Genomic DNA, 16,683 nt, shown 5'->3' with positions numbered 1-16,683 from the left:
TCGACCCAGACCAGATTCCCGATCACACCGATTCGTGAAGGACACCATGACCAGCGAAACCACCACCCAGACCGACACGTCGCAGGCGATGACAGCCGAGCAAGCGCAGTGGGTCTCGCAGGTGTTCAATGCGAGCGCCGGAGCGATCGAACAGGTCATTCATGGCAAGCGCCGCGTCATCGAGCTCGTGCTCGCGAGCGTGCTCGCTGGCGGTCACGTGCTGCTCGAAGACGTGCCGGGCACGGGTAAGACGGCGCTTGCGCGCGCGCTCGGCCAGGTCATTCAGGGCACGTCGACGCGCATTCAGTTCACGCCCGACCTGCTGCCCGGCGACGTCACCGGTGTGTCGGTGTTCGACCAGCGCGCCGGGGTGTTCGAGTTTCACGCCGGGCCGATCTTCGCGAACGTGGTGCTCGCCGACGAGATCAACCGCGCGAGCCCGAAGACGCAGTCGGCCCTGCTCGAGGTGATGGAAGAGGGGCACGTCACCGTCGACGGGCAGAGCCACGACGTCGGCTCGCCGTTTCTCGTGATCGCCACGCAGAACCCTGTCGAGCAGGCGGGCACCTACCGCCTCCCAGAGGCGCAGCTTGACCGCTTCATGATTAAGACCTCGATTGGGTACCCTGACGATGCTGCGATGGCGCGGATCCTGCTCGGCGAGCGCGGCCGCGCGACCGAACTGCAGCCGGTTGTCACCACCGAGATGATCGCGCAGGCGCAGGGCCTCGTGCACCGCGTGCACGTCAGCCCGCTCGTCGCCGACTACGCGGTGCGCATCGTCGAGGCGACGCGCCGCGCGAGCGACGTGCGGCTCGGCGCGAGTGTGCGCGGCGCGATCGCGCTCGTGCGGCTCGCGAGCGCGTGGGCCGCCGCGAACGGGCGCCACTACGTCATTCCCGACGATATTCGCGATCTCGCGCTCGCAACCCTCGCGCACCGCATCGTGCTCGAACCCGAGGCCGAGTTCGACGGCGTGACCGCCCTCGATGTCGTCGGCCGCGTGCTGCTCGATATTCCCGTGCCGCAGGAGAACGGCGCCGCGTGAGCCACGATACGTCGCGGGCCCCCGACTGGGGAACTGGCACCGCGAGCCGCACCTACGGCACGACGCGATGGGGTGACACCGGCACTGGCCGGGTGCGCACCCAGCGCACGCGTGCCCGCAGGTGGTGGCGGCGCAACCGCAAGCGGTTGCAGCGCACGTGGCGCAGGTGGTTTCAGACCGTCACCCCAACGGGCTGGAGCGTCGTCGCGATCATGGTGATCGCCGCGGTGCTCGGCGCGACCCTCGGCTGGGTGGAGGCGTGGTTTGTGGCGATCGCCGCCGCGGTGCTCGTGGTGATTGCGCTGCCGTTTCTCATCGGCAGCCGCGCCTACCTGATTCGCCTCGAGATCGACCGCAAGCGGGTCGTCGTTGGTGGCGCGGTGCACCTCGGCATCGATGTCGAGAACGCCGGTGTGCGCCCCGCGCTGCCCGCGACGGCCGAGCTGCCCGTTGGTGACGCGCTGCGCGAGATTCCCGTGCCGTTCATCGCGGGTCGCGGCCGCACCGTTATTCCGGTGCCCATCGCGGCGGATCAGCGGGGCGTCGTCGAGGTCGGCCCCATCACGCTCGCTAGGCGCGACCCGCTCAACCTGTTTCACCGCGAGGTGACCTGGCGCGACCGGCACCTCGTGTACGTGCACCCGAAGACCGTGCTGTTGCCGCCGGGCTCGGCGGGCCTCGTGCGCGACCTTGAGGGGGCGTCGTCGCGGCGTCTCACCGACTCCGATCTGTCGTTTCACGCGGTGCGAGACTACGTGCGGGGCGACGCGTTTCGGCACGTGCACTGGAAGTCGACGGCGAAGACCGGCACGCTCATGGTGCGCCAGTACGAGGAGTCGCAGACCGCGCGCGCCGCGGTGATTTTTGACGCGAACCGCGAGGAGTACGCGAGCGATGAGGAGTTCGAGCTGGGAGTGAGCGTCGCCGCGTCGATTGCGCTGCAGGCCGTGCGCGAGGGGCGCGAGCGTTTCATCGCGTCGGCCTGGGCGCCCGGCAAGCTGCGGCCGAGCATCGACGGGCTCGAAGAGCTGCCGTCGAACACCCCGCAGCAACTGCTCGACTCGTGGGCCGAGCTCGAGGCGGCCGAGGAGGCGCGCCCGATCGAGTGGCTGACGCGCGCGCTCGCCGAGTCGCGGCGGCCACTCTCGGTCGTGACGATCGTTACGGGCTCGGTGCCAGACCCGGCGCGGCTGCGGCGCGCGGCGGTGTCGTTTCCGCCTGACGTCGCGGTGGTCGCCGTGCGGTGCGAGCGGCTCGCAGACCCTGCGGCGCAGCTCGTTGACCGCAACTGGCTGCTCACCGTCGGCGAGCTTGGCGACCTGCCGCAACTGCTGCTTCGAGGGGGCCTCGTATGAGCGCGCGAACGCAAGCGCAGACCCAAGCGCGAACGCAAGCGCAGACCCAAGCGCAGTCGCGATCGCGAAGCCGCGAGGCCGCGAACGGCTGGTGGCGCGCGGCGCTCACGTCGGTCGTTGCGCCGGCGCTCACCGTCGCGCCCGTTCCCGTGCTCGCGGCGCTCGCCGCCTGGCCGATCTACGAAACGCCCACGCTGTGGCTCGTGACCGGCATCGCGGCGCTTGTCGCCTTTGCCACGGTGTGGCTCGGCGTGCGGCTGCGCTGGGGGGCGATGACGCTCGTCGCGCTCGCGCTCGGCTTCCTTGTACTGCTGCTGCCGCTCGGGGTGCCGGGCGCGCTCGCCGGTGGCCCGCTCGGCTGGCTGCGCGGCCTCGGCGACGGCATCGCCGCCGTGGCGCTCGGCTGGAAGCAACTGCTCACCCTCGCCCTGCCCGTCGGCACCTACCAGACGGTGCTCGTGCCCGTGCTGACGGTCGTGTTTGTTGCGGTTGCCGCGGCGACCGCGCTCGTGCTGCGCGGCGGCAGGTGGGCGCCCGTTGCCGGGGTCGCTTATGTGCTGCCGGTGCTGTTTGGCACGGTGTTTGGCTCGTCTGCGGTGAGCGCCCCGCTGCGGCTCGGCGGCATCACCGTGGCGGCCCCGCGCGAGCTCGCGCTGTGGCTCGCAGCGGTGGGCGCTGCGGTCGCCTGGGTGGCGTGGTCGTCGGGCCGCGCCAGGCGCCAGGCGCTGAAGCGTGGCCGCGAGGCAGACGCCGCGCTCGACGCCGCCGATGTGGCCGGTGCTGACCCGGCGGGCGCTGACGCGGCCGGGAGCGCGCGGCCAGTCACCGGGCGGCGCGCGGTGCGCCGCAACGCGGCGGTGCGCGGCCTAGTTGCCGCCGTCACGGTCGTCGCGGCGCTCGCCGCGGCCCTCGTTGTCGCCCCGCTGGTGACGCAGGGCGCGCGCACGGTGCCGCGCGACGCGATCGACCCCGAGCTGGTGATTCAGGATCGCGTGAGCCCCCTCGCTGCCTACCGCGCCTGGAAGCGCGACGACACGCTGCAGGCCGAACTGTTTTCGGTGACCGCAGACGGCGGCCGCCTGCCCGAGCGGCTCACCCTCGCCGTGCTGCCAGAGTACGACGGCGTCGACTTCACCGTCGGCCAGGGCGCGGCAGCCGGGCGCTTCGCCCGCTTCCCCAGCGGCGGCGCGATCGCCGACCCCGCCAGGGTGAGCGTCGAGATCTTGGGTGGTTACGCCGATGTGTGGGTGCCGATCTCGGCGCCGCTTGGCGAGCCGCCGAGCTTCACCGGCTCGCGCGCCGGGCAGCTCGAAGACAGCTTCTACCTCAACCGGGCGACCGGCAGCGCGGTGGCCGTGCCAACCGCGCGGGGGCTCGCCGCCGGCGACGGCTACCGCGTCGAGATGAGCGCGGCTTCGCCCGCGACGGTCGACTCGCGGCCGGCGAGCGAGCAGCCCCTCGTCGACACCGAGGCGCTGCCCGAGCTCGCGCGCTGGCTGAAGCTGCAGCAGCTGCCCGAAACCGGCGAGGGGCTCACCACCGCCATCGACAGGCTGCGCGAGCGCGGCTACCTCAGCCACTCGCTCACCGACGGCGCGGGCGAGGGGCTCTGGTTGCGCGATCTCGCCGCAGAGCAGGGGCTGCGCTTCGTCGCGAGCCCGGGCGGCCACTCGTGGTCGCGCGTCGAGCAGCTGTTCGGCCAGCTCACCGAGCAGCAGCTCGCCGCGGGCGAAGACAGCACGCAGGCTATGCTCGTGGCCGGCATCGGCGACGACGAGCAGTTCGCAGCGGCCGCCGCGCTCGTTGCCCGCGCGATGGGCTTCGACTCACGCGTGGTCGTCGGCGTGCGCCTCGGCGGCGAAGACGACGGTGTGCCCGGTATTCCGGCCTGCGCCACGGTCTGCACGGGCGAGCACCTCGCCGCCTGGGTTGAGGTTGCTGGCGCCGACGGGGTGTGGGCGCCGATCGATGTGTCGCCGCAGGTGGCGGTGCCGCCGACGATGCTGCAAAAGGGCGAGCAGCTGCCCGAGTTTCCGACGCAGCCCGAAGACAGAGATGCGAGCGAGAGCGACCCGCCCGTTGGCATGAGCGACCAAGAAAGCGGCAACGACGGCGAGAACGATGCGGCGGGGCTCAGCGCGCTGTGGCCGGTGCTCAGGCTCATCGGGCTCGCGCTGCTCGGCGTGCTGCTGATCGCCATGCTCGCGCTGTTCGTGCCGCTCGTGAAGCGGCTGCGCGGGCGCGCCAGGCGCTCGCAGCAGGTGCCCGAGCTGCGCGCGCTTGCTGCGTGGGACGAGCTGCTCGACACCTACCGCGACGGCGGCACGCGCGTGCCCCGCGGCAGCAGAACCGACACGATGCGCCAGCTCGGCGTCGACGGCGGCGAGTGGATCGCGTGGACAGTCGACCAGGCAGTGTACGCGCGTGAGGGCATCACCGACGAAACGGCCGATACGCTGTGGGAGATCGTAGATGCCCGAACGGCCGAGCAGTGGGATGATCGAAGCGTGTGGCAGCGCCTCATGGCGCGGTTCTCGTTTGCTTCGTTCGGGAGCTTTACGTGGGCGAGTGTGCGCGACGTGCTGCGCCGGGGGCGGCAGAAGGAGACGACGAAATGATGCGAGGCGTTGAACTCGATTTCGCCGTAGTGAGCGATGTCGGGCAGAAGCGGGCCGTGAACGAAGACTCGGCGCTCGCCAGCACCCCCGCGTTTCTTGTCGCCGATGGCATGGGCGGGCACGAGGCCGGCGACCTGGCGAGCCAGGCCGCTATCGGCGCGTTTGCCGAGCGCATCGAGCCGGGCCGGCCGTCGAGCGTGCCCGAGGTGTCGGCTGCGCTTGATGCTGCGCGCGCGGCGGTCGCGCAGGTGGCCGCCGGGCGCGAGAAGGGGGCGGGGTGCACGCTCACCGGTGCCGTGCTCGTGGAGAGCGAGGGTGAGCTCGCCTGGCTCGTGCTCAACGTCGGTGACTCGCGGGTCTACCTGCACCGCGGTGCCGAGCTGCAGCAGCTCACCGTCGACCACTCGCTGCGCGACGAGGTTGGCCCCGCCCACCTGGGTGCGCGGCCGCCGCGCAACATCATCACGCGCGCGCTCGGCTCGGCCGACACCACGGCAGATTCGTGGCTGCTGCCAGTCGAGACCGGCGCGCGGCTGCTCATCTGCTCTGACGGGCTCACCACCGAGCTCGCCGACGAAGAGCTGCGGGCGTCCCTCACCATGGGGGGCAGGGCCGAGGCCGTGGCCGAGGAGCTCGTGCGCCGCGCGAACGAGGCAGGCGGCCGCGACAACGTCACCGTGATTATCGTCGACACCGTCGGCGGCGGGCGCGCGTGGCACCTGCCTGCCGAGCACCCATCGGTCGGCGAAACCGACGGCGATGACACCCTCACCGCGACGGTGCCGCGCAGGCGCACCCCGGGAGAGGTGGCGCGATGAGCGGCGAGCCGAGGGCAGATGCGGGCGCCGCGGAGGGCGACGAGCTCGACGCCACGATCGCTGTGGCTGCGGTCGATGATGCCACGATCGCTGTGGCTGCGGTCGACGACGCCACGATCGCCGTTGCGCAGCCCGGTGCCGCGCACGCGCAGCCAGCTGAGCCGGCGGCGAAGCCCGGAGTGGTGGGCGCCCCTGTCGAGGAGCCGGAGGAGATTCCGCCGGAGCTCGCGAAGCTGCTGTTCAAGAACCCGCTCGACGCGAAGCGCCGGGCACCCGCTGCGCCGTTTGCGAAGGAGCAGTCTTCGCTGCCGCGGGGCGGCGTGCGCAGCGGCATTCCCGTCGTGTATGGCGCGCGCGGCGAGGGCTTCACCGCCACGACCGACGCGCTCGACCTGGAGCGCGTGATCGGCGCGCCGCCCGCGGGGTACGCGGTAGCGGTTGCCGAGCGCGAGTTGCTGCCGTCGGCGGCGCGGCTCAACCGAAAGTTCAGCGTCATCGCCTGGGCGGGGGCCGTCGCAGTGCCCATCGTCGCGGGCGTTGGGCTGTGGTGGGTGCTCACCCAGCTGCTGCGCCCCTAACCAAGAAACGAGGCACAGCGCGAAGCGCTACCCGCGGGGGCCGTAGGGGTGAGCTTCGTCGTCTTCCGGGGCCTCGGCGGCCTCGTCGTCTGCCCCGTTCGCTTCAGCGGCAGCGGCAGCGGCAGCGCCCGCGAGCTCAGCCCGGCGGCGCCTGAGCTGAGCTACAAGCGCGAGCACAATGATGAGCCCGCCAAGTGCGGCGGCCCCGATGATCGCCGGCGCCGGGTTCGACTCGGCGGTCTCGCTGCGTGCGATCTGCGTGTGAGGGCGCGCGACGGCCGAGCCGCTGGTGTCGGCGAAGGGGCTTGCCGGCCCCCGGGTGGTGCGGTCGGGCCGCAGGCTCAGCGCCGCGGCGGGCGAAATGCGGCCCCAGCCGATGAGATCGTCGCGACCGTCGGGGTTCGGGCGGTCGGCGGTTGCCTGCATGCGATACATCCACCCCTCGGGGCCCTCGTTCGGGTACGCCTCGGCGAGTAGCGCCGCGGTGCCAGCCGCGTAGGCGGTCGAGAAGCTCGACGAGGGCGCGTCGCCGGCGTAGACGCAGTCGCCCGCGCCGGTTGCGGTGGTGAGCACGTTCTGGCCGGGCGCGGCAACGTCGATGTGGCTGCCGTGAATCGAGTCGTCGGTGGGGCGCCCAGACAGCGTCACCGCGGTGACGGCGAGGGCACCGGGGTAGGCCGCTGGGTAGCGGGGGCTGTCGGTTGTGACCTCGGTGGTGCTGCGGTTACCGGCGCTCGCGACAACCAGCGAACCCCGCGCGTACGCGTTTTCGGTTGCCGCGCGCAGCGCGGGCGTGTCAAGGTCGTCGCTCATCGCCACGACGATGATCTTGGCGCCGAGGTCGGTGGCATCTCTGATGCCGGCGGCGAGCCGTTCGGCATCGGGGCCGGTGCCCGCACGCTTGGCCTGCTCGTCGGTGCTGCTGAACACCCGAATCGAGACGAGTTGCGCGTCGGGGGCGATGCCGGTCACGCCGGAGCCGCTCTCGGGCCTGGCGGCGATGATGCCGGCCACCGCGGTGCCGTGGCCGAAGGGGTCGCCGAGACCGTCTGGCCTGGCGTCGTCGCTGACGAGGGAGCGGCTCCCCGGGGCGAGCGCCGAGGCGAGCTGGGGGCGGGTGCCGTCGACGCCGGAGTCGACGACCGCGACGAGCACGCCCTTGCCCGTGTACGGCAGGGTGCCGGGTGCCGCGTTGAGGGCCTCGAGCACTGGTGGCGGCCCGGGAATGCGCGCCACCGCACCGGGCGAGCAGGCCTCGGGCGCGGCGGCATCGACTGCTAGCCCGGTGAGCCCGGCGCGCGCGGCAGTCGTTGGCGCTGGCTCAGTCGGTGCGGCGTGCGCGGCGAGCGGGCTGAGCAGGCCGAGCGCGAGCCCCGCGACGAGGGTCGTCACGGCGCCGAAGGCCGCCCCGCGTGCGGGCCGCGGGCGCGCGCCGCTACTCACGGGCTCTCCGGGGTCGCGCCGGCAGCCTCCGGGGTGAGCTCGGGGCCGGCGGGCAGCAGGCGCACCCAGCCGGCGGGCACCGTGGTGACGTGCTTCGCCGAGTAGCCGAGCTGTTTCGCATTCACGCCGACGCCGCCGGGCAGCTGGTAGGCCGTTCCCGTCGAGTCGATGAGCACGAGCGACCCGGTTCGACCGCCGCGCACGAGCGCGCCGACGTTCTCTGGGACGTGCACGGTCGCGCCGCCCGCGGCTGGCGCGGTTGGTGAGACGCTGCGCGATCCACCGGCGAGCGCGGTGCGCTGGTCGTTCGCTGGCCCGGCGAGCGTCGCGCAGGGTGCGCCGGCAACGGGCAGCGGTGTGAGCGTGTCTTCTGGCCAATCGGCGCCGCCGGCGCGCTCCACGGTGGGCAACTGCGCGATCGAGGCGGGGCTCACCTCGACGGGGTTGCCGAGGCCAGAGCCGCCGTCGGCGAGCAGATACAGCCGGTGCGCGAGCGGCGACAGGGGCGCGAGCGCGCCGTCTGCGGTGAGCAGGTAGCGCTCGGTTTCGGGGCTGCCAACGGGGTGGATCACGCTGCCAACGGGCAGCTCCTGCCCCGGGGCGGTCTGCCCGGCTCCCGGCACCGAGAGCGGGGTGAGGTCTGCGCCGGTGTCGAACAGCGCGAGCCAGTCGCCACGCACGGGCTTCGCGGCCGCGCTCTCGAGGCCGATCGCGCGCAGCACCGCTGTTTCTTGCCCCGCCGGCACGGCGTAGCTGATGCCGTCTCCGATGACGAAGGTGTCGCCGTCGCGGGTGACGACGGTGCCCGAGCCAGCTGGCGCGGCGGTGCGATCTTGCCCGCCGAGCCACACCTCGGTGTTTTCGTGTGTGCCGCACGACACCCAGTTGCGACCGTCGAGGTCGTTCGCCGCGGGCAGCGTGTCTGGCCCGCCGAGAATGCCGATCGTGCCGCCGATGGGAATGCCCGACAGCGACGACTGATTGACGCTCACGACGGCGAATTCGTCGGCGGGAATGAGCACGCGCGCGCTCACCGTGTTGATCACCGGGTGCAGCACGCCCTCGACGCTCACATAGCGAGCGCCCGTGTCGCGCGCGACCACGAGCCGGTTGTTCTCCCACCCACCGGGCAGGCCCGGCCTGAGCAGGCCGATGAACACGCCCGCGAGAATCACCATTGCGGTGAGGGCGATGCCGCCGAACACCGCACGCAGCGGCTTCGCCGGCTCGAGCTCTTTGCCGCCGGGGGCGCCGCCGATGAAGGCTGAGAGCAGCCGGTTGCGGCTGAACGCCTGCGCCTCGATGAGGTCTTTCTTCGTTGCCACGGCTACGCGATCCCGGCGGCGATGACGGCGAGTGGCAGCAGTAGCACGAGCAGAATGACCTCGATACCGTCGCCCAGGCGGGTGAGCCGCATGCGCACCCGGTCGCTGAGCAGCGTGAGGCCGGTGATGAGGCCGGTCGCGCTGAGCAACACGATGAGCAGCAGCGGCGCCTCGTCTGGGTGGGTGAGAATCGAGACGAGCCCGCTCACCGCCATGATTGCGGTGCCGCCGATGAGCAGCACGAGCACCGAGGCGCGGCGGGCAGACTGGCGCGATTGGAACATAAGCGTCGCGCCGGCGATGACGGTGAGCACCGTGCCCATCCAGTTGCCGGCGGCCACGACGGGTGTCGCCACGAGCACGGCGAGTGCAAACGCGACGCGAACCGCGACGAGCAGGCGGTGGCCTGCGTTGATGCGCGCCTTCACCCGATCGCCGTCGATGGGGGGCGGCGGCGCAAACATCTCGGTGTCGCTCGTCGGCGAGACGACGCGCACCCGTGTGCTGCTGAGCGTGAGCCACGGCAGCGCGCCGGCGACCGTCGCCGCGATGGCGACCATAATCGCGTAGGGCCCTGCCGGCGCGATGCCGGTCACGCCGACAACGCTCGCGGGGAGCGCGACGATCGCGCCGAACGCGATGGGCAGGGCGAGCATCTCGACGGGGCGCTGCACGGTGAGCATGGCGACGCCGCCCGCGACGATCGCGCCGGCGCCAGCCGCAGCGAGAGGGTAGCCCCAGAGATCAAGCTCGGCTGGGGTGAAGAGGTAGCCGCTGAGCGCGCCGAAGCCCGCGGCGGCGATGCCGAATGCGATGCCCGACTCGTGCTGCCGCAGCCGGCTGAGTGTCGCGGCCATTGCGAGCAGCACCACGGTGCCCGCCGCGGCCATCGCGGCAGGGGCGAAGCTTGTGTGCGGCTGCAGCGCGAGCAGAATCGCGCTGAGCGCGACGAGTGTGAGGCTCACCGCGGTCGCCGTGCGGGCGGCGTCGGCCGGCTGCCACGCCGCGTGGTGCGACGAGGTCGCATCGATGACGGCCTCGACGAGGTCGTCATATTGCTTCGGTGCCGCGATCAGCCCGCCGAGGCCGAGGGTGAGAATCTCGCCCTGGTCGATGCCCTGCGCGAGGGCGCCGCGGCGCGGATCGAGCGCCGAACCGTCGGCGCGGGTGAGCCGGTAGCCGCCGTGCAGCACCGTCGGGTCGAGTACGCCGAGCCCGCGCGCGATTCCGGGCAGCACCTCAACCAGGGGGAGGCGGCCGGGGAGCACGAGGTCGACGCGGCGCTCTGCGTGCACCACCGAGACGCGTACGATCGCGTCGAGTTCTGCGGGCGCTTGGGCGGTCACATCTTCTCCGAAGGGTTGCGAAACGGGCGAACGGTATCGATCCTATGCCCTGCATCACGCCATGCCCTAGTGGTTGTGAGCAGCGAATGTGTGCCCTATTCGCCCAGAATTCTTTGAAAGATGTCTCAAAATCGCTTTGTGCTTCGCCGAACCCTGCCGTAGGTTGGAACGTAGGCGGGCGTGGTCTCCTCGAAAATGCTTCGGGGTAGCGGGTTCGCCCTCTCAGAATATTCACCCACCGCGCGCCCGCAGGGTGCGTCATTCCGAAGGAGGCTGAGTTGGCTCAGACCATCTCCGCAGAAGAAGGAGCCCTACGCCGCGGTCAGCAGGCCGTCGCAGAGGCAAAGTCAGGCATCGACCAGCGCACCAAGCAGGTTCGCAGCGAGATCGAACAGCTCCGTGGTTTCTGGACCGGTTCGGCCGCCCTGTCGTTCACGCAGCTCATGGCTCGCTGGGACGCAGAGACCGTGAAGCTCAACAACGTGCTCATCGAGCTCGAGACCGCGCTTCGCGGCACCGAACAAGATCAGGCTGCCACCGAGCAGGAGCACCAGCAGGCAATTTCGGGCCTCGGGGCCATGATGGGCGGCAACTAGTCTCGGCTTGCCGTGACCGGTTGAAGAAAGGTTTTACACATGCAGTCAATGTCAGTACAGACCGCACAGGTCAGTGCATCAGCAGCCCAGCTCCGCTCGGGCTCGCAGGCCATTCGCGCCGAGATCGAGCGCCTCGAGTCTGAGGTCGGTCGCCTTCGCGCAGCCTGGAGCGGCGACGCTCAGAACTCGTACGATGCTGCGCAGCGCAAGTGGACGCAGTCGCTGAACGAGATGCAGTCGCTCCTTGAGCGCATCTCGGGCAGCACCGAGCAGATCGCTCAGACCTACAACCAGAGCGACGCGCGCAACGCGGGCCGCTTCTCGATGTAGCACCAAGCTATGGGGGTCACGGGGGTTTCCCGTGGCCCCCTTTGCTTCGCCACGGGTCTGCTCACGCCCGTGGACCACACTGAGCCCTGAGTAGTCAGGCAACGATTGGTGTTGCGGCAAGCGTTCCCGGCAGCACAACGACGAGGTCTAGGAGACCCCTGCGATGAGTAGCAAGATCAACTACGACTCCCCAGTCATGGAAAACGCGGCGGCCGGTGTCGCCGAGTGTGCCAAGGCGGCGCGCGAGATAGGCCGATACGCGCAGCAACACTGCTCGCTCGACGGCGCCTTCGGCGTTCTGCTGCAGCCCCTGCAGCCGATTCACAACGCGGCGCGCGACGCCGTTATGGACAACCTCACCGCGCTGAGCGAGGCCCTGTACGCAACGGGCATGAGCGTGCTCGCCGCTCGCGACGACATGGCTGAGGTTGAAGAGGCAGCCAAAGAAGTCTGCAAAGCGCTCGAGGCGGAAATGGATGGGCCAGTTAACACCGGCGGAGGCGGCGGTGACTTCGGCGGTGGCGGTGGCGGTGGCGGTGGCGATTTCGGCGGCGGAGGCCCAGCGCCCGTCGCAGAGCCGCCAGTCTCTGAACCCCCGGTGACGCCGCCGGTTGCTGTTGAGCCCGAGATCGAAGACCCAAAGCTGCCAGAGACGCCCGGTAGTGAAGATACCGATGGCGAAGACACTGATGGTGAAGACACTGATGGTGAAGACACTGATGGTGAAGACACCGACGGTGAAGACACCGACCCGACCAAGCCCGGCGACGAAGACGCCGATGGTGACGACACCGATGGTGAAGACACCGACGGTGAAGACACCGACGGCGAAGACGGCGAAGACGGTACCGAGGGCAACGGTCACCCGGTCGGGTGTCGCTGCGGTGAGTGCGACGCGCACCCCGCCGGTTGCCAGTGCAACGTCTGCCTCGGTGAACAGGTGCAGCAGGGCTGCCCGCCGCACTGCGGCCGCTGCCACGCTGGTACCGCGCACGCCCCCGATTGGGTGGTCGAGTGCGGGCTGCCGCCCGAGGTTGCCTCGAAGATTGGCACCTCTGAAGAGGTGTTCGCCGAGCGCTGGGCGCAGCGCGACCCGATCGTGGTGGTGCGCCCCAGCGAGGCCGGCGGCACCGTGACCATCGGCTTCACGCCAGCGGGCACCGGCACTACGACACAGGCGATGCCCGGAGCGATCGCCTTTAACTTTGATGATCTTGTGACCGCGGCATACGCCCGCGGTGAGAGGAGCGCACTGTGACCGGCAACGCTACCCCCTTTGACCTGAGCTCAGTGCTGGTTGCGCCGGTGGCGCCCAGCCAGGTCGACCAGGCGATTAATCGCATCACGTCGAACGCCATTCCCGGCCTCTCGCAAATTGACGCGGTCATTGGGCTTTTTCTAGAATTTAGCCCTCTCGAAGAGTTTGTATTTAAGCCGTTTGTCGGTGACTGGAACGCGCTCGAGCGCGCCGCCGTTGCCTGGCCGCAGTGCGGCGAAGCCGTGGCGCTAGTGAACCAGCGCGTGATTGGCATCGACGATATTGTCGGCGACGGTTGGCTCGGCGAGGCTGCTGACGAGTTCGCGCGCTGCCAGCGTACCCTCGGTCAGCTGCTCGCAGACCTGCCGCAGCAGTGTGAGCAGGCCGGGGTGATGGATGCTGAGCTCGCCGCGTTTGCGCGTGGCATCGTCGAATTCATCGGCGAGGTGCTCCAGGGCATCATTTCGTACGGCTTGGCCCTGGTTGGAGCGCTCGCCACGCCACCGGTTGGCACCGTCGCTATCGTCGGCCTCGTCGCCTCCGCAGTCGCAACGATCACGGGGTGGATGGCGAGCATCGCCGACCTGTTCAACCAGTTCGTCGGGTTCCAGGAGGCCGTTGCGGCCATTCACTCGGGCATCGTGGGCATGTACGCGTCGGTGCGACAGGCCGCGACGGCGCTCTCGCAGGCGGCGACGATCGTCTCTACCCTCGCCGGGCTCGTCGATTCTGGAGCTGGGATTGCCGGGAAGGTGACGAAGATTGCCGGCGCGGGGAACACGGCACTGGCTGGTGCCGGAAACACCGGCGGATTCACGAGAGGGCGTTGACATGTTGAGCGCAGAAGAGGCAATCGCGCAGCTGCGCGAGGCGACGAAGAAAGTCGCAGCACAGACCAGTGAGCTCCGCGAGGCCCGCGAGGCTCGCGAGCGCGAGCGCGCGGTTGCAGCGAAAGCGGCCGCCGAGGCCAGGCGGCGCGGTGACAGCGGCAAAGACTGGCAGGTGTTGCAGCAGCGCATCGACCTTGGGCAGACAACCGAGTTCGACATCATTCAGGGCTTCGACCTGTCGCCCGAGGCTCGGGCGGTGCGCAAGCAGATGGGCGAAGACATCGGCAAGATTGCCGACGAGCGCGCCAAGGAAGTTGGCGAGGGCGCAGAGCTGCCGCCGAACTTCGCGGCGGCGCAGGCTCAGCTCGCCGAAACCGTCGCGCGGCTGCGCGACCTCACGCCCTGAGCGCGTGCGCATGGCTGCACGCGATTGCTGCCACGCTCGTGCACACCGATCGCTAAGCTGACATCGTGACTTCTGCCCCGGCCCCGCTTCGACGCATTGCCGTGCACGCCGCGGGATCTCGTGTTGATCTCGTGGTGCCAGCCGGCGATGCGCTCGACCACGCGCTCGCGGTCGCGGGCGTGCGGCTCGGGCCGGGCGACCGCGTCTTCGGCCCAGGCGGCACCACGGTCGAGCCCGGCACGCAGGCCGCCGAGCTGCGTGAGGGCGGGCTGTACGCGATCGCGAGTGCGCGGGCCGCCATCGACGAAGATCGCCGGCGGCGCGGCGCGCGCTCGGGCGTGCGGCTGCTGCCCTGGGGGGTGGTCGCAGGGGCGCTCGCCGCCGCGGTGATCGCGGTTGCCTCTGACTCGGCGATGCAGCGCAACGCGACCGCTCTCATTGTCGGTGTTGCCGCGTTCGTGCTGGCGCTCGGCGTCGCTGCCAGCCCCGGAGCGGCACGGGTGGCTGCCGAGGCGAACCGGGCCGAGCCTGGCGAGAACGAGGCGGGCCCGCAGATCTTCCCGGCGCTGCTGCTCGGTGCGATCGCCGGGGTGCTCGCCGCACCGCGCGGCGCCGACGGCATACGCGGCCCGCTGTGGGATGCGATGCTCGCCTGCTCCCTGGGGTTTGCAGGCATCGCGCTCATCGCCGTGCTGCTCTCGGCTCTCGCACGCGCGCGCGTGGTGCGGGCCGGAGCGGCCACCGCCGCCCTCATCGCCACCGTCGCCGCGATTCTCGCCGCGGCGTGCCCGCTCATCGGGTGGGGCGCACGCGAGTTTTTCATCGTCGCAGCTGGGGCGAGTGTGCTCATGATTCGAGCGCTCCCCGCGCTACTCGTGAACGTCGAAGAGGGGTACTCGATCGACTACGGTCGCTACATGGCGCTGCGCTGGACGGTGCGGGGCAGGGTGCCGCGCTACATCGAACGCGTCGACGGCGACGAGGTGCTCGACATGGTTGCTGTGACCGAGTCGCGACTGCGCACGGCGACCGTGATGTTTGCGGTGCTCGCGGTGCCCGGCATTGCGCTCGCAGTTGAGCCGCTGTCGGCGGGCAACCTCGTCGAACGTATCGGCGCGGGCGTCTTCGTGTGCTTCGCGATTACTGCGCTGTTGCTCGTGTCGCGCCGCACGGTCGCCCCGATGCTGAAGCGGCCGCAGCGCGTCGCCGCCCTCGCCGGCGTGCTCGGGGCCGCGGTGATGTTCGCTGTGGCGCCCGGTGTGCCGGTGCAGTGGCTGCTGCCAGCGGCCGGCGTGCTGCTGTTCGCGGGCGTTGCGGTGGGCGCGGGAAGCGTCGCACTGCAGCGCGGCGCCCGCTCGCTGGGCTGGTCGCGCACTGGAGATATTGTGGAAGCGTTTGCGGTAGCGATGGTGTTGCCGGCAGGGCTGCTCGCCGCGGGGGCGATTGACGTGCTTCGAGGAGTGTTGTCGTAATGAGTCATTTTCAGCCGCAGGGCCCGCCGAACCACGCGGGGCCGCCGAGCGTGCCATCGCTGAGGCCGCAGCAGACACAATCGCAAACGCCGTCGCAGACACAGTCGCGCCGCGATCGCCGAGCCGCCTCGCGGCAGCGCACGCAGCGGCCGGTGGTGCGCCCGGGCGCTGCCCCGGCTGGCGCGGCACCACACGTGAACCCTGCCGCCCAGCAACGCGGTGTGTCGACGAGGCTCGCGCAGGCGCTCGCTGGCGCCAGGGCGTGGGCACGCCCGGCGACGACGGGCGCGCGCCTCGGCGCGTTTGCCATCGACCTCGTCGCGGTGTTGCTCGTCGGCGTGGCGGTCTGGTTGGGCTCGCGAAGCCTATGGCTCACGGGCATCGCGGTGCTCGAAGCGGCCGCCGTGCTCGCGTTTGTCGAGGCTCGCACCGGAGCGACGCTGGGAAATCTTGCGTTGCGGATCCGCACCGTTCGCGACGACGCACCCTATTCGCCGGGCGTCGCCCGTGGCGCCGTGCGCTCCCTCGTGCTCGGCGCGGGCACCCTCGTCGCGGTGATCGGCGGCTTCATCGTGGTCGCGACGAGCGCAGCAGACCCGATGCGCATGGGGCGCAGTTGGGCAGACCGTGCCGGGCGCACGCTCGTGGTGCGGGTGCCGACGCGGGCTGAGCGCGAGGCGTGGGCGCAGGGCGCAGAGGCCTGGGCCGCGAACGCGCTCGTCGCCCCCGAAAGCACGCCAGCCCAGGCGCCGCCCCAGCAGGCGCCGGTGAGCCCGCAGCCCGCGCCAGTGGCCGTGCCCGCGGCAGCGCCCGAAAGCCAGCTGCCGAGCGGCGTTGTCTCGGTAGATGCGCCGATCGCCGCGCCGCCGCCCGTGCAACAGGTTGTTGTAGGGGAGCAGCTGCTGCTCACGCTCGACACGGGCCAGCGCGTGCAGCTGCCCATTCCGCTCGCCCTCAACCTCGGCCGCAAGCCAGACCCGACCGAGGCATCAGACCAGCTCTGGGTCGTCGAAGACCCAGATAGCTCAGTGTCGAAGACCCACCTGCGCATCGAGTGCCGCGGCGAAAGCGTGTGGCTCACCGACCTCGGCTCGACGAACGGCTCGGCAATGCTCGACGAGACGGGCACCGCGTCGCCGCTCGCACCTGGTGTGCGTGTGCGACTCGAAGACGGCTCGCGCGTGAAGGTCGGCGACCGCAGCTTCACCGTCGCCACGGTTGTCGGAGAAATGCCGAGATAGGTGGCCGACACTCAGCTGG

15 protein-coding genes are annotated in these 16,683 nt (G+C 70.8%); 12 read left to right on the top strand and 3 right to left on the bottom strand.

Annotated features, from left to right (window positions below; genetic code table 11):
* Positions 1 to 46: 46 nt before the first annotated feature.
* From ABD115_RS15000 to ABD115_RS14980, 5 genes are read left to right on the top strand one after another with little or no spacing between them, the layout of a single operon-like run.
* Entirely contained in the window at positions 47 to 1,048 is a 1,002-nt protein-coding gene (locus ABD115_RS15000; protein ID WP_343962328.1) for an AAA family ATPase, read from the top strand.
* The gene (locus tag ABD115_RS14995; protein WP_343962327.1) at positions 1,045 to 2,403 is read left to right on the top strand and encodes a DUF58 domain-containing protein; all 1,359 of its coding nucleotides are present in this window, start codon (positions 1,045 to 1,047) and stop codon (positions 2,401 to 2,403) included. The genes ABD115_RS15000 and ABD115_RS14995 overlap by 4 nt, the downstream gene beginning before the upstream one ends.
* Complete coding sequence (locus ABD115_RS14990) at positions 2,400 to 5,021, top strand: transglutaminase domain-containing protein (protein WP_343962325.1); 2,622 nt, start codon at positions 2,400 to 2,402, stop codon at positions 5,019 to 5,021. The genes ABD115_RS14995 and ABD115_RS14990 overlap by 4 nt, the downstream gene beginning before the upstream one ends.
* Complete coding sequence (locus tag ABD115_RS14985) at positions 5,018 to 5,839, top strand: PP2C family protein-serine/threonine phosphatase (protein WP_343962323.1); 822 nt, start codon at positions 5,018 to 5,020, stop codon at positions 5,837 to 5,839. The genes ABD115_RS14990 and ABD115_RS14985 overlap by 4 nt, the downstream gene beginning before the upstream one ends.
* Entirely contained in the window at positions 5,836 to 6,417 is a 582-nt protein-coding gene (locus tag ABD115_RS14980; RefSeq protein ID WP_343962321.1) for a hypothetical protein, read from the top strand. The genes ABD115_RS14985 and ABD115_RS14980 overlap by 4 nt, the downstream gene beginning before the upstream one ends.
* 27 nt (positions 6,418 to 6,444) lie before the next feature.
* On the opposite strand, the gene ABD115_RS14975 is transcribed toward ABD115_RS14980, so the two are convergent.
* Genes ABD115_RS14975 through eccD form a run of 3 tightly spaced genes read right to left on the bottom strand, consistent with a single transcriptional unit; the run spans position 6,445 to position 10,531 of the window.
* Entirely contained in the window at positions 6,445 to 7,860 is a 1,416-nt protein-coding gene (locus tag ABD115_RS14975; protein WP_343962318.1) for a S8 family serine peptidase, read from the bottom strand.
* Entirely contained in the window at positions 7,857 to 9,185 is a 1,329-nt protein-coding gene (eccB, locus tag ABD115_RS14970; protein ID WP_343962315.1) for a type VII secretion protein EccB, read from the bottom strand. Before eccB ends, ABD115_RS14975 begins: the two co-directional genes overlap by 4 nt.
* Before the next feature lie 2 nt (positions 9,186 to 9,187).
* Positions 9,188 to 10,531: a type VII secretion integral membrane protein EccD gene (gene eccD, locus ABD115_RS14965; RefSeq protein WP_343962313.1), complete on the bottom strand. Its 1,344-nt coding sequence runs from the start codon at positions 10,529 to 10,531 to the stop codon at positions 9,188 to 9,190.
* A gap of 278 nt (positions 10,532 to 10,809) precedes the next feature.
* Here eccD and ABD115_RS14960 point away from each other — a divergent pair, with 278 nt between their 5' ends.
* The 7 genes from ABD115_RS14960 to ABD115_RS14930 all read left to right on the top strand — a co-directional run bounded on the left by ABD115_RS14960 (position 10,810) and on the right by ABD115_RS14930 (position 16,664).
* Positions 10,810 to 11,127, top strand: coding sequence for a WXG100 family type VII secretion target (locus ABD115_RS14960; protein ID WP_343962311.1), 318 nt, complete (start codon positions 10,810 to 10,812; stop codon positions 11,125 to 11,127).
* Positions 11,128 to 11,175: 48 nt separating this feature from the next.
* On the top strand, positions 11,176 to 11,457 hold the full coding sequence (locus tag ABD115_RS14955; protein ID WP_343962309.1) for a WXG100 family type VII secretion target: 282 nt from the start codon (positions 11,176 to 11,178) through the stop codon (positions 11,455 to 11,457).
* Positions 11,458 to 11,620: 163 nt separating this feature from the next.
* Positions 11,621 to 12,715 (top strand): hypothetical protein, encoded by a 1,095-nt coding sequence (locus ABD115_RS14950; RefSeq protein WP_343962307.1) that lies wholly within the window; start codon positions 11,621 to 11,623, stop codon positions 12,713 to 12,715.
* A complete protein-coding gene (locus tag ABD115_RS14945) occupies positions 12,712 to 13,545 on the top strand; it encodes a hypothetical protein (RefSeq protein WP_343962305.1) in 834 nt (277 codons plus the stop codon). The genes ABD115_RS14950 and ABD115_RS14945 overlap by 4 nt, the downstream gene beginning before the upstream one ends.
* A gap of 1 nt (position 13,546) precedes the next feature.
* A complete protein-coding gene (locus tag ABD115_RS14940) occupies positions 13,547 to 13,951 on the top strand; it encodes a hypothetical protein (protein ID WP_343962303.1) in 405 nt (134 codons plus the stop codon).
* 65 nt (positions 13,952 to 14,016) lie between these two features.
* Positions 14,017 to 15,423, top strand: a complete 1,407-nt coding sequence (locus tag ABD115_RS14935; protein ID WP_343962301.1) for a hypothetical protein — start codon at positions 14,017 to 14,019, stop codon at positions 15,421 to 15,423.
* On the top strand, positions 15,423 to 16,664 hold the full coding sequence (locus ABD115_RS14930) for an RDD family protein (protein ID WP_343962299.1): 1,242 nt from the start codon (positions 15,423 to 15,425) through the stop codon (positions 16,662 to 16,664). The genes ABD115_RS14935 and ABD115_RS14930 overlap by 1 nt, the downstream gene beginning before the upstream one ends.
* Positions 16,665 to 16,683 lie beyond the last annotated feature (19 nt).

Origin of the sequence: Leucobacter albus (assembly GCF_039528015.1) — a bacterium.
Lineage (GTDB): Bacteria > Actinomycetota > Actinomycetes > Actinomycetales > Microbacteriaceae > Leucobacter > Leucobacter albus.
Note: the sequence above shows the minus strand (reverse complement) of the source record. Positions and strands in the feature narration are given on the sequence as shown.